The following is a 15,357-nucleotide window of genomic DNA, read 5'->3' as shown; positions in this document are numbered from 1 at the left end:
CGTGCCGGTGTGAACAGAGGCCCTAGTCGTAGCTCTCTTCGTGCTCGTGGAGCATGGTGTCCAGGCTGCGCTCCGGGTCGCCGGTGGTCTCCTTGTTTTTCTCCAGCAGGTCCCGCAGCCGCGCCTGGTTGTCGATACCGCTGGCGCGGCACTCGATCCCCAGGAAATGCGCCCTTTGGTGGGAGAGCTTGCCCTGCATTTTAATGCTGTCGCCATCGTCCAGCTCGATGGTCAGGATCAGCTCCTCACCGTCTTTCAGGTCGTGGCGGTGGATCAGGGCGGCCAGGGCGCCATTGAACGATAAATCCAGGATATGGACCGGCCAGCGCTGGCGGGTGGTGACCAGGGTCGCGTAGGCGCGGTAAGCGACCCTGGGGAAGTAACGCCGGTCGCGGCCGGGTGTCAGGATTGAGGTCATTGAGTTCAGTTTTCCCTAATTGAATAGCGTTTGTGGCGCGTCTGTCTCCAACCCCGACGCCGCCGTTAACCGCTGGCCAGCATTGCCAGCTCCTGTTCGCAGTTGCGCGGATTGCCGGTGTTGAGTTCCACCAGCCGGCGCAGGTGCCCGATACTGTCAAGGTCGATATTTTCGCAGCGAAAACCCATTTGTGCACCCCTGGTGTGAGCCAGGCGCAGATTCATTTGAATCACTGTGTCATCGGCCAGGTGAATCACCGCCCTCACGGCTTCTGTTGCTGCCGGTCGATCGGCGCTGGGCAGGGTCGCCATCAGCCCCTGCAGGGAGACATCCTCCACTTGCGCCTCCCAGGAGCGTGCGCCCTGGTGGAAATCGGCCCTGGCCTGGAAGTTTACACGGCTGAAAAGGCGCCGTTCCCGATCATTAGTGGCCATACTATCTGCCCTCTCGTCTGCACTCGAAATCCCGGTCACGACTACGCCCGCTGGGCTGCCGGGGCTTAACCGCTGTTTGGTCACGCAGCTAACGGCGTAGTTAAAGACCTAAGTTAAAGACCTAAGTTAAGGACCTAAGTTAAGGACCTAAGTTAAAGACTTGGTTAACAACGTGCTTACAAGTGGTCTTAACACAGTTTAGTTGGCCCGCCGAGCCCGCACCAGTTGCGGGCGACAGTTAGCTTGCCAGGCTTTGCGCCGGCCTGCCAACTGTGTTTAACTGGGCCGACATGAATAGTCTAAAACGATGAACCTGGCTCGTGTTATTGAAAATAATGATAGAGAATTATGATAAAGCGAGCTGCGCCGGCCGATACTGAGGTAACTGTATGCACAAGGTTGCTGGTTTAAAACCCCCCTCACCCGTCTTGCGGGTCACGGAAATGCTGCGGGCAGCGGGCGAAATGCGATCGCTGCTGGTGACCAATCCGCTGTTGCGGGCCCTGCCCCGGGGGGCCGGCCAGCCGGTGCTGGTGATTCCCGGCTTTGGCACCACTGACGGTTCCACCTACGTGCTGCGCCGCTACCTGCGCAAATGGGGTTATCGACCCGAAACCTGGGCGCAGGGGTTGAACCGCGGTTTTCGGCAACGGCTCTTGCAGGGCGTGGAAGACCGCCTGCGCCATATTCACGAGCGCAGCGGGCAGGCGGTCAGCATCGTCGGACAGAGCCTGGGGGGGATTTACGCGCGGGAGTTGGCACGCCGCAACCCGGCGCTGGTGCGCCAGGTCATTACACTCGGCAGCCCGTTTGGCGGTCCCGATGGTGCCGCACCTTTGGTGGGGAAAATATACGACCGGTTGAACCCCGATGCCCAGGTGCGCAGCGAGTTCGAGGACATGGAACGGCTGCGCGAGCTGATCGAGCAGGCGCCGCCGGTGCCCGCCAGCGCCATCTACAGTCGCGGCGATGGCGTGGTGTCCTGGCGCGCCTGCGTGCAGTTGAACGGTTGCCGGCACAGCGAAAATATCGAAGTCCACGGCAGTCACTGTGGCATGGGGGTCAATCCCGCAGTGCTCTATGTGATCGCCGATCGCCTGGCCTGGGACAGCGGTGAGTGGCGACCGTTTAACCGTGCGGGTTGGCGGGCTCTGGTCTATCCTGAAGCTGTCAGGGCACAGTCGAATCTGTGTCGCGCTGAACTTTAGCACCTTTCGGGTTCCGGGTACTCTCCGCTTTCGGCCTCTCTCCGCTTTCCAGCCTCTCTTCGCTTTGGCGCCTTTTGCCTGCGCTCAAAGTGCTTGTCGGCTGCGTCTCCTGATCCTCTGGTTGCGCAATCTGCCGGTTGCAGTCACTGATTGTTGCTATCCCCCATACTTTTCCCGGGCAGGTCCGCCGCTTGGTTGATCGACACCTGCCCTTTGCGCGGATTACCGGGTTGAAGGAAATGATTTCAGGGTCTACTGTATTTTTAACCGGTTGGCGGAAAAACGGCCGTTGCCGTCGGACCGCCGCCGGCCCCCCGAACGTACAATCAATACCCCATTGTCGGGTGCCGGCCCGACGGTAGTAATGGTGTTATCTATGCAGCATGTCTACATTCACGAGCTGATGTCCGTATCGGTGAAAAGTGTCCCGGCCGATGCCAGCCTGGACGAGGTCGTGCGCATGATGCACGAGCATGTATACTCCTGCATGGTCATCACCGACGACAGCAGGCCAGTGGGCATTATCACCGAGCGGGATATGGTCAAGGTGTTGTCGGAACTGTTGGTTATGTGCCCGACGCGCACCTTTTACGTCGCGGACTTTATGTCCTCCCCGCCGGTATGTATTAACGAGGACGCCACACTCTACGAGGCGCTGGTGATTACCCAGGCGCGCAACATCCGCCACCTGCCGGTGGTAAACGCCCGCGATGAACTGGTGGGGGTGCTCTCCTATGCGGATATGACGCGGGCCCATTTCAATGCGATTGAAAAGCAGCGTGACATTATCGAGCACCACATCCGCGAGCGCACCCGGGAGCTGTCTGAGGCCAATGAGGAACTCAAGGCGTTGTCTTTGCAGGATGGTCTGCTGGGTATCGGCAATCGGCGCTCCATGGAAGTTGACGTGCAGTTTACCCATATCAACGCGGTGCGCTACAAGCGCCCCTATGCGCTGGCGCTGCTGGATATCGACTATTTCAAGTATTACAACGATCACTATGGCCACCAGGCCGGTGATGAGGCGTTAAAGGCGGTGGTAAAAGTGGTACAAAAATCGGTGCGCAGCTCCGACCGACTGTACCGCTATGGCGGCGAGGAATTGTTGTTGCTATTGCCGGAAACGCCGCTGCAGGAAGCGGTAACCGTGTGTGAGCGGGCCACGGAACAACTCTTTAAAGAGGGACTGCCGCACAGTAAAAGCCCTTATGCGGCGGTTACCTGCAGCACCGGCATTACCGCTATGGTGGGCGGTTGCGAGGGTGACTGGGAAAGCATGGTTGCCGAAGCTGACAAGTGGTTGTACCAGGCGAAAGAACAGGGGCGCAACCGCGTCTGCAGCGGACTGGCTGCGCTGGAGAAGCACACCTGATGGTGCGCCGCATTGGGTTGTGTTTTGCCCCTCGATGACTTTCAGCCGTAGGCTTTCCGGTGACCCGGCCGCTGCGCCAGCCGCCGGTAGTAACCTTCGAGCACGGGATAATCACCGATCAATTCCATATGGGTGGCCATGAAGCAACTGTGGCCCACCATGATATCGGCACCGGAAAAACTACCGCCGACCAGGTAATCGCGCCCGTCCAGCACCTTCGACAACATCTCGGCACGGCTGGCGAAATCTGCGCGCCCGCGGGCGGCGATACCGGGGTCGTGGGCGGTGCCCGGTGGGCGCATGGCTTCGAGCGGGCGCAGGGTATTGTCGAAATACATCATCAGGCAGGGGTCCAGTTCCGCGCAGGCGAAGATGCACCACTGGTAATAAATGGCGCGCGCGGCACTTCCCACCGCGGGCGCCAGGTTTGTCTGCGGGTTTTCATCGATCAGTTGCAGCACGATCGCGGCCGACTCCAGCAGGGTGTAACTGTCGGTCGCAAGCGCCGGGACCACGCCCAGCGGGTGTATGGCCCGATAGGTATCGGCGTGCTGGTCTCCCTCCATGAGATTGACGGGGTGACTCTCGTAGTCGAGCCCCAGTTCTTCGAGCACCCACCTGGCGCGCTGTGAGCGGGTCGGTGGCCATTCATAAAGCGTCGTCATGGTCTGTTCCTCACACGGTATTGTTTTCCAAGATTGCCCATTGCCGGCGAATATCCGGCATTGCAGTCTATAGACGTTTGACCAAGACAATAATCGACATCGACATCGACATCGACATCGACATCGACATCGACATCGACATCGACATCGACATCGACATCGACATCGACATCGACATCGACATCGACATCGACATCGACATCGACATCGCGTTTGGCAATTTTTCGCAGCAGCTTGTGTTCGAGCTAACTTGTTGCAGGTTGACTTGTTTCTGAGACCAGCCTGCCATTGCGATAGTCCGATATGGCCTGTTCGATCTCCTCGCGGGTGTTCATCACGAAAGGACCCCAGTTTACCACGGGCTCGCCGATGGGGTTGCCGGCCAGCAACAAGAGTCCGCTGTCGGCGGTGGCGGTAAATTCGATGCGGTTGCCGTTGCTCAACTCGCCGAGCTGTTGTTGTTGCAGGGGCCTGGCGTCGGCGCCGATCGCCAGTTGGCCGCGATAGACGTAGATTAATACCCGCTTGCCGCGGTCGACAGGTAAGCTGACTTGCTCGCCGGCGTTCAGATTCATGTCGATATAGTCGGGCTGGGTACTGACACCCTGCACCGGCCCGGCGACAGTTTGCCCGGCAAAGGTAAAGGTGCCGGCGATCACCCGGGCCAGGTTGCCCCTGCCGAAGCCAATGGCGGGAATCTGCTCAGCGCTGTATTCGCGATAACGCGGCGCCGTCATTTTTTGCGCTGCCGGCAGATTCACCCAGAGCTGGAAACCGTGCAGGCGGCCGGATTCCTGCTGCGGCATTTCGGAGTGCAGAACGCCGCGCCCGGCGGTCATCCACTGCACGCCGCCGCTCTCCAGCAGTCCCTCATTACCCAGGTGGTCGCGGTGTTTCATGGTGCCCTCGAGCATATAGGTAACGGTTTCGAAGCCGCGGTGGGGGTGTTCGGGAAAGCCGCCGATATAGTCCGCAGCTTCGTCCGAGGCGATCTCGTCCAGCAGCAGGAACGGATCGAACGTCTGGGGTGCGCCGTGGGCGACGTTGCGTTGAATACTGACACCGTCGCCGTCGGTAGCCGGCACGCTCGGCTGCAGTTTGGTCAGGACACGCGGTTGTTCTGTCTGGCTGCTCATGGCGCTGCTCTCCCCTGTGAGGTTGATAAAAAGTGCGACTACTTTAGAAGCGATCCCGGTCGTGGGGTGTGGAATATTCGATCTGCGGCCCGAGGGGTACCACCCGGGTGGGGTTGATGGTGTCGTGGCTGTAGTAGTAGTGAGTTTTGATATGGTCGAAATTAACCGTCTCTGCCACCCCGGGTTGCTGATACAAATCCCGCAGGTAGTTCGACAGGTTCGGGTAATCCTCAATGCGCCGGAGATTGGTTTTAAAGTGACCGTGGTAGACGCTGTCGAAGCGGATCAGTGTGGTAAACAGGCGCCAGTCCGCTTCGGTCACCTGGTCGCCGGCAAGGTAGCGCCGTTGGTCCAGGCGCTGTTCGAGGTCATCGAGCGTCGCAAACAGTTTGCCGAACGCTCTTTCGTAAGCGCGTTGGGTGGTGGCGAAGCCCGCTTTGTAGACGCCGTTATTGATATTGTCGTAAACCGTGGCGTTGACAGCGTCTATTTCGTCGCGCAACGCCGACGGGTAGTAGTCGGTCTTGACGTCGGTGAAGTCGTTGAATGCCGAGTTCAGCAGACGAATAATTTCAGATGACTCGTTGTTGACAATGGTCCCGGTTTTCTTATCCCACAGCACCGGTACGGTAACCCGGCCGCTGTAGTGCGGGTCGGCGGTCGTGTAGACCTGGTAGAGATACTGGATATCGGCAATGGGTCCGGGCTCGGCGATTTCCCAGCCGTTTTCGAGCATCTCGGGCTTGACCACAGTGACGCCGATAACGTCTTCCAGCCGTTTCAATTTACGCAGGATCAATGTGCGATGGGCCCAGGGGCAGGCCAGTGAAACAAATAAGTGGTAACGCCCGGCTTCGGCGACAAAACCGTCGCCGTCGGCCTCGGGCTTGAGGGTATGTCTGAATTGGGAGTCCTGGCGCACGAATTCGCCGCCGGTAGCACTGGTGTCATACCAGTCTGTGTGCCATTCGCCTTTGACAAGTAAGCCCATGATATAACCGCCTTTGATATCTAAAACTTCAAAAAATTTGCTTGGTTGAAGCCATTATATGCATTGCATAAAAAACAAAAATCGAAATAAAATGACCTTTATATTCAAATTGTCTGAATAATTGTTTGAGCGAGCCATGACTGCCCGATTGACCCTGGATGCGCTAGAAGTTCTGGATGCCATAGATCGCGAGGGTAGTTTCGCCGCCGCGGCGGCGGCCCTGTACCGGGTGCCGTCGGCGGTTACTTATACGGTGCGGAAGCTCGAACAGGATCTCGATGTCACCCTGTTTCGCCGCGAGGGGCGCCGCTCGGTGCTGACGCCGGCCGGGCGGGTGCTGCTGGAGCAGGGGCGCGATCTGCTGGCGGCGGCCGAGCGGCTGGTGGAGACCACCCGGCAGGTCGGCAGCGGCTGGGAGTCCTGTCTCACTATCGCCGTCGATTCGATTTTGCCGACCGCGGTGATCTATCCGCAGATTCAGGCCTTTTATGACCTCAAGCCCGATATCGAGATCAGTCTTTACGAGGAGGTGTTGGGTGGCTCATGGGAGGCGGTGATCGAGGAGCGTGCCGACCTGGCCCTGGCGGCCCCTGAGCCGCCTGCCAATACCCGGGGATTGCGCTATCGGGAAATCATGCAGGTCGAATGGGCGTTCGTGGTGCCGCGCCGGCACCCGTTGATCGCTCTCGGGCGACCGCTGGAGCCGGCGGATTTGCAGGCCTATCGTGCGGTGGTGGTACGCGATTCCTCGCGCCGGTTGCCGCCGTTGACGCGCCGCGTTTTCGATCGGCAGGCGGTGTTGCGGGTGCCTACCGTGCAGCAGAAAATCGATGCCCAGGTACAGGGACTGGGCGTCGGTTTTCTGCCGCTGCACCGGATCGAGCGACAATTGCGCGTCGGCGATCTGGTGGCTCTACCGTTGGCGCAGCCGACCACCGCTTCGCCCCTGCATCTGGTGTGGAAAGCAAATAACAAGGGGAAAGCGCTGGGCTGGTTTGTGGAGCGGCTCAGTGTTGCGGCGTTGGGGCGCTAATCCTGATAAGCCTATTTTTCTGCCCGCGCCACAGCATCCGGTAAAGCCTGGCGCTGTGCTTCAATTTCCTCCTCGTTTTCCTCCCGCAACTTTGCTTCTGCACGTTGTTCCGCAGTGGCGCATGCTGCAGCCATACCCTGTTGGAGATAGCAGGCTTAGCAACAATCACAAACATTTTAGATATGCAGCAGGCAATGCCGGTGACATTATTTCTTCGCTAATCTGCATGGGTTGCAAGTTATCGGGGGATAGAGGGATAGTCGTCCTAATTTATAAAACAGGAAAAAACCGGACTAAATTTTTTGGTTTTTGGCAGATTTCATTGCTATCGTTACTGCCTTACACGGTTAAGTCTTGTAAAATTCAGGTCATGAAAGTCAAAACTGAAGTCAGTAAGTGGCGACACCGCTTTCATGGTGAAACCTTTCGGCCTGCCTGCAAAGTCTATCGAAAATTTCACATAAGCGTCGGCATTCAGTGCGCGATCATTCCAGCGTACGACGAATAAGTCTGATGCCAGCGGCACCATTTTTCCCTGCCAGACCGTTGAGCGGTCGGATTTAAAAGACAACTCCTGACTTGCCTTCCTATTATTCGGTAAGGAAATCACAACCTTGCCGAACCAGGGGTCTTTATAGGTGTCCGCATAGCGTTCAATTGATCCTATCAGCTTGTAGTCAGGCTGGTCTGAAAACACGGTAGTCTCCGCGGCTTCGGCTATTTCTTTTTGCTGCATGGTGTAGAGCTTCTGCGGCCAATCTGTGTTGTCATCGGTGATATATGCTTCCAGGATAGGATATAAGATCGCCGTTTTATCATTGCCCGCCTGTTGATTGGTGTAGATGGCGACCCCGAGCTTTAGCTCGGGAATCATCGCATTGGCGCTGGTCATACCCGTTAAGCCACCAAAATGATACGCCAGTTTATAGCCATGAAAATCCTCCAGTGACCAACCGAGGCCATAGGTTGAAAAGTTTGTACCAAACCACTCCCGTCTGGTTTTTTTAACGGGTACCAATGTGTGGGGTGTCATTATAGTTTCCTGCTGTTGCTCGGACAGGAATTGATCGCCGTTTGGCAGGCGTCCTTTGTTAAGGAACATGGCGTGCCATTTAAGAATGCTCTGAATACTGCACTGTATGCCACCGGCTGCGGCTGTCACCGACCGATCGTAGACGGTGGCTTCGAGACGGGCGGTTTTTACCGGAGCACCGTTTTTTATCAAATGTGGCTCGGCAACATTGTTATGTTTTTTCAGATGGCTGCGATTGGCTGCGCAATGGTTCATTGCCAGTGGTTGCAAAATATATTGATCAATAAAGTTCTCATAAGATATTCCGGATACCGCGGCAATTACTTCGCCGGCGACAATATACATCAGGTTGTTGTAAGCATAGGCAGAGCGGAAACTATCGGCCGGTTTTAAATACTTCATATTGGCTATAATCTCTTCTCTTGAAAAATTGGAGGTAGGCCAAAACATTAAATCTCCCGCCCCCGGTCCCAAGCCGCTATTGTGAATCAGCAGGTCTTTAACCGTGAACTCCCGGGTGACCCAGGGATCATAAAGCTGGAAGGTAGGAATATGATCGATCACTTTACTATGCCACGTGATTTTTCCCGCATCCACGAGAAGGGCCAAAGCCGCTGCGGTAAACGCTTTGCCGGTAGACGCAATGCCAAACAGGGTTTGCGCATTCACCTTGTCTTTTTTACCGACCTCCAGCACGCCGTAACCTTTGGCATGAACGATCTTGCCGTCTTTGACAATGCCCACGGCAACGCCCGGCACATTAAATGTCACCATGACACGAGTGACAAGCTGGTCAATTTGTTCTGAGCTTAGGCCTGGTTTTTCCTGTTTTGTCCTTGTAGCTCTGGTTTCTGCAGCACTGGTCTTTGTATCACCAGTCGCTAAATCACTGGCCGCAGCTATAGTAAAAGCAGCCAATAACGATAAGGAGACCACCGTGGCTTGAATGGTTTTTCTCATAAATAGTCTCCGCGCCCGTTAATATCGCGGTATCCGTTAGTACAATATTTAGTGTCCCAGCCAGCCGGTAAGTCCAACACCAATAAAGTTGGCGATGCTATAACCAAAGACGCCCAACAGAACTGCGGGTGCCACCAAATCAGTGCGTCCTTTACCGGCGGCGAGGGCTGCCGCGCTGGCGGGGCCGGCGGCACAGGCATTGGAAGCAATCACCGCGTCCATGAGATCAAGCTTGAAATACTTGGAACCTGCGAAAATCACTACTGCATGACAGACAATGACGATAATACCCAGGGCGCTAATAACGGCGGCCTTGTCCACCATCGACATCAAATCCGCACCGATCCCAATAGCGGCGAAGAACAGGTACATAAAAAACAAACCTATCTCGTAGTCACCTCTGAGCTTCTTAAGCTGTCCGGCAAACAGATTGGCCACGACAATGGTGATCGCGGTGATAAACATAATGCTGTAACCGGCCACACCAAAGTAGGCGGCCAGCGCGTTACCGCAGGTACAAATGGTAAACGACAAGCCGAGAGCAAGTCCGATATGCTTGAGGTCCATAACTGCCGGCTGCGGCTTTTGTTGTCGATTTACGTCACCGCCAGCCACCCCTGCTACCGGGCTGGCGGGTGCAGGCACAGGCGAATGGCTAAACCACCGCTGAACTATAACGAGCGATGGCATAGTGGCCAAAAGCGCCAGATAGATAACGATGATCACGTTGTCCACAGCAATGCTGGCCGTCGCCAGTGAGGGGTCCAGCCCGACCGCTTGTGTCACCGCGATCAGGTTCATGGACCCGCCGATATAGCTTGCACTAAACACGCCGACAAGTTCTGCAGCCTGTTCCCCCAGTGGCAACAGGAAGTAGCCAATTAACACGCCTGCTACCGTGCCCGTGGCTCCCAGGAAAAACGCTGCCATCATACCTTTGGTTTCCGCAATCACCCTTCTCAAATCTGCCTTAAACAGCAGCAGTGGTATCGCAAGCGGCACCAAATAGGACCAGACAACACTGTAGGTAGCGGCCTCTTTTGGCACTATACCGATATTGGACAGCATCATCGCCGCAACAAGCACCGCTGCGGCCCCGGAAATATTACTGCCAACTTTCGTGGTATCGGCCCAAAAGCCAAAAGTTGCCAGCAGCACTAATACCGCCCATAGCGCAAAACTCCAATCGGCGCTAATTAACGGCTGGGCCAGCATAAATACTCTCCGCTATCCGTAGAGTGCCACATGTCAAAACTCGCTCTATTGGTGATGAGACTGTTTTACGGTTCGTTATTACAACTGCTTTCTCTAAAGCTGCAATGCTCTGCCCGGGTTAGACGGTGAACGTTTGGTCCGGACGCCGGCCTAAACCGAACAACCGAACCAACATTTACCGTTTAAAAGAAAAAGAGACTAAGAGAAGTTAAAACAGGTACTTTACGTCAACCCCGATTGTTCGGGGCCGCATTTGAAAGGCAAGAGTAGGATCGCCAACCACACTGGTCAGCGCATTCTCATTTAGCAGATTGGTGGCATACAGGGATACATCGACAGCATTAAGTGAAACCCCGGCTCTGGTATCGAGCTTGTGATAACCACCAGCTTCGGTGAACCGAGCACCTATGTCATCCCGGTATTTGTCCACATAGGCATAATTGGCACGGGCAAAGGCGGCGTTGCCGGCAAGCTTAAAGCTAAACTCCAAACCGAGGCTGGCATTTAATTCCGGTGCGCCGGGTAACCGCGTTCCCTTTTCCCCCAGCGAGCTGTCTTGAGTCAGCTCGGCTTCAGAGGATGACAGGCCAAGGTCAAACTTCCAGTTGTCTGTAATGTAATAACTCAATTCCAACTCAACCCCTTCGATGCGAGCTTCACCGGCGTTGGCCAGTACACTAAATCCGCAGTCGGGTGTTGCCCGTACAGAGACAGGTAGACCTGTCCAGTCAATTCGGTAGAGCGCCAAGCGGGTTTGCAGCCGTTCATTCAACAGGGAAAACTTTGCCCCCAGTTCATAATTGTCCAGCTCATCAGGTTCTACTGAGTCATTGTCAATCGTGATGTTAGTGCCATCAAGGAAGCCATCCGGGCCGGGGTTGCCGGCCGCATCAAATCTATCACAAGTAGCGGCCGGAGCTGGTGTCACCGGCGCACCAATACGAAACCCCTGCGCCCATTGCGCATAGAACAGCAGGTCATCAGTCGGGGTGTAGCTGAGATTGCTCTTAAAGCTGATATCTTTTTCACTGGCTCGCTGATCTTCGCGTATACCGCTGCCCAAGGCCCCACTTTGAAGCACGTTTTCGCGGCGCTCATAATCAAACCAGCGGCCGCCAACCGTGACTTTAAACTGCTCATTCAACTGATAGGATAACTCACTAAACACAGCCGTTTGATCATTGGTAAATACCGAGTCTTCGTGAAAAACATCATTAGGATCAGTACCAAGCCCGCCGCCAAACGGAATACCAATGGCGTCCAGATCACCATACCAGGGCGCATCGCTATCCAGTACTTGCTCGACCTCTTCATAGTAAACACCGGCCAGTAGCTGAAACGGGCTGTCCCAGGAAGAAACAAAGCGCACCTCCTGTGCAAACAGATCGCGGTCCTCATCCGTTACCTGCACCAGCGCCAGACCCAATGCACCGGAGGCAAGATCTACCGCTTTCAAGCCACCACCGCTGGTTTTGCTGGTGCTCGATAATAGCGTCCCCCAGCCAAAGTCGTACTCAATTACCAGGCTGCTTAACTGAATTTCGTCGTCGCGGAATTGATCACCACCGTTGAGGCTGCCAATTTGCACCGGCTTGGCTTGATAGTCATCCAGGTCCAGATTGACGTTTTGGAATCCTTCGTTCTGTTCCAGCTCCTGCCAGGCTTGAATGAATGTTACCGCCAATGCATCGGTAGGTTTCCACAGCATACTGACCCTGCCGCCGGTGTACTCTGAACTACCAATACCGCTCTCGGTAATCAGGTCGACACCAAACGTTTCCGCAAAAGCAATAGCGTCGGGATCACTGGCAGCGACGTTGTCGATAAAACCGCTGTTATCAAATCGATAAGCGACCATGCGTAAAGCAAGTTTGTCTTGAATCAACGGTAGATTCAACACGCCAACAGTTTCATTGTTGCTACCGCCGCTTTCTGCGGTCGATGAAAAACCCGCTTCCAGCGAGCCCTCCAGTCTTTCGAGATTTGGCGCCTCCGGTATGCTGCGCACAGCGCCGGACATACTACCCGAACCAAAGAGGGTCCCCTGTGGGCCACGCAGTATCTCCACGCGATTGAGGTCAACCATTTTCATATCGACAGCGGAACCGTTAATAACGGTATTTAAAGGTACTTCGCCAAAGAAGACCCCAACCGTGGAATCTTCACTGCCGCTGGCCCTGACACCACGAATAGTAATGCGGTTAATGCCCACCCCTTCGGCAGCCACGTTGACGCCGGGAATGGTGCTCAGGTAATCGTCCATACTGACGAGATTGCGACGTTCAATTTCCGTTGTGCCGAGTGCGCTCACACTCATCGCGGTATCCTGCAGGCTTTGTTCCCGCTTCTGCGCGGTTACCACTATTTCCTCAATTAACAGGCCAGTGTTTTCGGTATTTTGACCGGCCGCTTGATTGGCCGCAGCTATTGCTGCAAATAGTGCCGTGAGACCGGAAAAAAATGATTTTTTGGTTTTCTTGCTGTTCATCGGTTTCCCCAGGTTCCTGTCAGACCGCGCATGCGAAACCGTAATGACTCCGCCCTCTGTAAGGTCGCCTGAGAGCCCGGTGCCCTGAAGCAGAATATCCAGCGCCTGTCTGACGCTGTACACACCCTTCACGGCATTGGCATCTACAGAAAGAACAGGGTCGTAGGGAAATAAGAGCAGAACGCCCACTTGCGTTGCCAGCGCCTCCAACGCCGTTTCGACACTTTGCCGGGCAATATCAAATTTATACGCCGGCACCGGCTCTGCTTTGGTCGGGCCCGAAAGCAACCCTGCCATGCACAGTGCCAGCACAGTAACTGTCAACAACAAGTGTGACGATTTTTTCCCAACTATTGTCCCGCTCAGGAGCACTTTAGGTGCTCTTCGTTGCGGCCTTACGATAGAGATGAGTCTCCAGCGAAAAAAATCCTCAGGTGAAAACATAAAAAATCGCAAATCCCCCCTTTTGCTACCTGCTTAGACGGGTAGGAGTGTTTTTAGTCAAGTACGCCTGGGGCGCTGTCTAGTTGGCCCTGTTTCAGTGGTCTGTGGCGTAACCAGCGGCGCTGGTGCTGATGGTTATTCTGTGTTTGCTGATAGCGTTGCATTGGAAGTCAACACCGAGTTTAACAGTAATTTATTCGTGTTATTGGGAGGGAGTATCGGGCGTCGCTGCCGCCAGATGAACGAGATTCTCATTGATGCGATCGACCCGTACACCAAAGCTGAATTCCAGCGCCTCAAACATTTTCTCGACTTCCCCTACGCTGAACAAACCTCCGATCCGTAGATCACGTATACCGGGATCCAGTATGACAATAGAAATATCGGTATAACGGCTGATCTCCTCGACAACATCATGCAAGGGAGCACCGGAGAATTTCAATAAGCCTTCACGCCAGGAAAGCTTGCGGGATATGGCCGTAGCATCGACGGTTTCCATTGACTCAATCGCTTTTACCTGCTGATCGAAGGTGACATTTTGCCCGGCCTTTACCACAACCAGTTTTTCCACCCCGGCAACAGTCGATGTTCCAAACAAAGTCTTACTATCTACAACAGGTTTATCAACAGCACTGAGTTCGACGGCGCCCTCTGTAACGGTGACTTCCATCAATGTGCCTTTGAGGTAAACCGAAAACGCGGTGCCGACAGCACGAACCATACCCCGGTCGGCGAATACACGAAAGGGACGAGCCGGATTCGAGGTCACATCAAAATGGGCCTGGCCCCGGTCCAGGTAAATAGTCCTGGCCGCCGAGGTGTAATCCACGGTTGCCTGGCTGTTGGTATTGAGCAGTACTGTGGAGCCATCGTCCAGTGTAATCAGCTGCTGTTCTCCAACCATCGTTGTATACACGACTTGCTGGGCCGGGTTAGCAGATTTGAAGGGTATGAATAGAATAGCCATGAGTCCTAACGCGGCACAGCCCACCGCACCTATAAGCACTCGGTGGTGCAGCAACAGGGATAAACCCCCAACATTCCACCTGGCTTTCTTTGCAGGCGCCTCTACAGCAACGGCCAACTCAGTAAGCACATCGAGTTCACCCCACAGTTTAGCAACACGCCGGATTTCGCTCTGGTGTGCGGAGCTTTGCGCTATCCAGGCACGCAAATCCTCCCGTTCCTGCCGAGACGGTGCCGCACCATGTAGCTTTGCTATCCAGGCGCAGGCCTCTTTATTGATTTTTTGCGCACCTATATCAGTCATGGGTCATTTTTGCCCCGCACTTTTTTCCTGAACAGTTCCACAACCGCGGTATTTGCGGAGCGCGCCGTCTTTTCTGTGCCATCCCCGGGCGCTGCGCCCTCTTTTGGGGCAAGCTGTTCCATGCGAGCCATATAGTTGCTGCAAATCTCCAGTCCTTTGGCTACCTGCTTTTCAACGGCACTGACCGAGATATCCATTTGCGCTGAGATTTCCTTATAGGAAAAACCGTATACCTTTGCCATCAGAAATACACGGCGGCAGCGGGGCGTCATTTCCAGGGCGGACTGACAAAATAGTCCGAGTTTTTGCTTTGCCAGAGTAAGGTCCTCCACGGAATCCTCATCAGACATGGGCTCCGGCGTATTGTTGTCCTCAATATAATTGACGATCTGGCGTGACTTTTTTGTCAGTTCTTTCAGTGCCGCATTGCGGGCAACACGAAATAAAAATGCTTTAGGGGAGTGAATTTCACGCTTTTTTTCCGCCATGTAGGACTTGAGATAGGTCTCCTGAACGACATCTTCGATATCCTGGGTTCGAGACAGAAAACGGGACAGGTAGCGCTTTAAAAACGACTCATGTTTGATAAAGGCCTCGGTGATAGAGGAGGATTTGTCCAGGGACTTATGGGGTTTTTCTTCAGCCATAACAGACTAACCATTCTCAATTGCTAACCAGTACCGAATACCA

14 protein-coding genes are annotated in these 15,357 nt (G+C 54.9%); 4 read left to right on the top strand and 10 right to left on the bottom strand.

Features of this window, described 5'->3' with window-relative positions:
* Positions 1-22: 22 nt before the first annotated feature.
* Positions 23-418 (bottom strand): PilZ domain-containing protein, encoded by a 396-nt coding sequence (locus tag FKG94_RS26355; protein WP_142929942.1) that lies wholly within the window; start codon positions 416-418, stop codon positions 23-25.
* Between the two features lie 65 nt (positions 419-483).
* On the bottom strand, positions 484-852 hold the full coding sequence (locus FKG94_RS26350; protein WP_142929941.1) for a PilZ domain-containing protein: 369 nt from the start codon (positions 850-852) through the stop codon (positions 484-486).
* A 389-nt stretch (positions 853-1,241) separates the two neighbouring features.
* On the opposite strand from FKG94_RS26350, the gene FKG94_RS26345 reads away from it, so the two are divergent.
* The gene (locus tag FKG94_RS26345; protein WP_142929940.1) at positions 1,242-2,060 is read left to right on the top strand and encodes an alpha/beta hydrolase; all 819 of its coding nucleotides are present in this window, start codon (positions 1,242-1,244) and stop codon (positions 2,058-2,060) included.
* Positions 2,061-2,436: 376 nt separating this feature from the next.
* Complete coding sequence (locus FKG94_RS26340) at positions 2,437-3,432, top strand: GGDEF domain-containing protein (protein ID WP_179957825.1); 996 nt, start codon at positions 2,437-2,439, stop codon at positions 3,430-3,432.
* Between the two features lie 41 nt (positions 3,433-3,473).
* Here the strand turns inward: FKG94_RS26340 and FKG94_RS26335 are convergent, their stop codons facing one another.
* Positions 3,474-4,097 (bottom strand): glutathione S-transferase family protein, encoded by a 624-nt coding sequence (locus FKG94_RS26335; protein ID WP_142929938.1) that lies wholly within the window; start codon positions 4,095-4,097, stop codon positions 3,474-3,476.
* Here FKG94_RS26335 and FKG94_RS26330 point away from each other — a divergent pair.
* On the top strand, positions 4,073-4,372 hold the full coding sequence (locus tag FKG94_RS26330) for a hypothetical protein (protein ID WP_142929937.1): 300 nt from the start codon (positions 4,073-4,075) through the stop codon (positions 4,370-4,372). The two genes, FKG94_RS26335 and FKG94_RS26330, sit on opposite strands and share 25 nt — an antisense overlap.
* On the opposite strand, the gene FKG94_RS26325 is transcribed toward FKG94_RS26330, so the two are convergent.
* Both FKG94_RS26325 and FKG94_RS26320 read right to left on the bottom strand, forming a co-directional pair.
* Positions 4,343-5,233, bottom strand: a complete 891-nt coding sequence (locus FKG94_RS26325; RefSeq protein WP_142929936.1) for a pirin family protein — start codon at positions 5,231-5,233, stop codon at positions 4,343-4,345. The two genes, FKG94_RS26330 and FKG94_RS26325, sit on opposite strands and share 30 nt — an antisense overlap.
* 43 nt (positions 5,234-5,276) lie before the next feature.
* On the bottom strand, positions 5,277-6,224 hold the full coding sequence (locus FKG94_RS26320) for a glutathione S-transferase family protein (protein WP_142929935.1): 948 nt from the start codon (positions 6,222-6,224) through the stop codon (positions 5,277-5,279).
* A gap of 136 nt (positions 6,225-6,360) precedes the next feature.
* Here FKG94_RS26320 and FKG94_RS26315 point away from each other — a divergent pair, with 136 nt between their 5' ends.
* Positions 6,361-7,257, top strand: a complete 897-nt coding sequence (locus FKG94_RS26315; protein ID WP_142929934.1) for a LysR substrate-binding domain-containing protein — start codon at positions 6,361-6,363, stop codon at positions 7,255-7,257.
* Between the two features lie 331 nt (positions 7,258-7,588).
* Here the strand turns inward: FKG94_RS26315 and FKG94_RS26310 are convergent, their stop codons facing one another.
* The 5 genes from FKG94_RS26310 to FKG94_RS26290 form a co-directional block, all read right to left on the bottom strand.
* Entirely contained in the window at positions 7,589-9,250 is a 1,662-nt protein-coding gene (locus FKG94_RS26310) for a serine hydrolase (protein WP_142929933.1), read from the bottom strand.
* Between the two features lie 48 nt (positions 9,251-9,298).
* Entirely contained in the window at positions 9,299-10,465 is a 1,167-nt protein-coding gene (locus FKG94_RS26305) for a DUF819 family protein (RefSeq protein ID WP_142929932.1), read from the bottom strand.
* 208 nt (positions 10,466-10,673) lie between these two features.
* Positions 10,674-13,397: a TonB-dependent receptor gene (locus FKG94_RS26300; RefSeq protein ID WP_142929931.1), complete on the bottom strand. Its 2,724-nt coding sequence runs from the start codon at positions 13,395-13,397 to the stop codon at positions 10,674-10,676.
* A gap of 202 nt (positions 13,398-13,599) precedes the next feature.
* On the bottom strand, positions 13,600-14,667 hold the full coding sequence (locus FKG94_RS26295; protein ID WP_142929930.1) for a FecR family protein: 1,068 nt from the start codon (positions 14,665-14,667) through the stop codon (positions 13,600-13,602).
* Positions 14,664-15,314, bottom strand: coding sequence for an RNA polymerase sigma factor (locus FKG94_RS26290; RefSeq protein ID WP_142929929.1), 651 nt, complete (start codon positions 15,312-15,314; stop codon positions 14,664-14,666). Before FKG94_RS26290 ends, FKG94_RS26295 begins: the two co-directional genes overlap by 4 nt.
* Positions 15,315-15,357: the final 43 nt, after the last annotated feature.

It is taken from the genome of Exilibacterium tricleocarpae (assembly GCF_007004655.1).
Lineage (GTDB): Bacteria > Pseudomonadota > Gammaproteobacteria > Pseudomonadales > Cellvibrionaceae > Exilibacterium > Exilibacterium tricleocarpae.
Note: the sequence above shows the minus strand (reverse complement) of the source record. Positions and strands in the feature narration are given on the sequence as shown.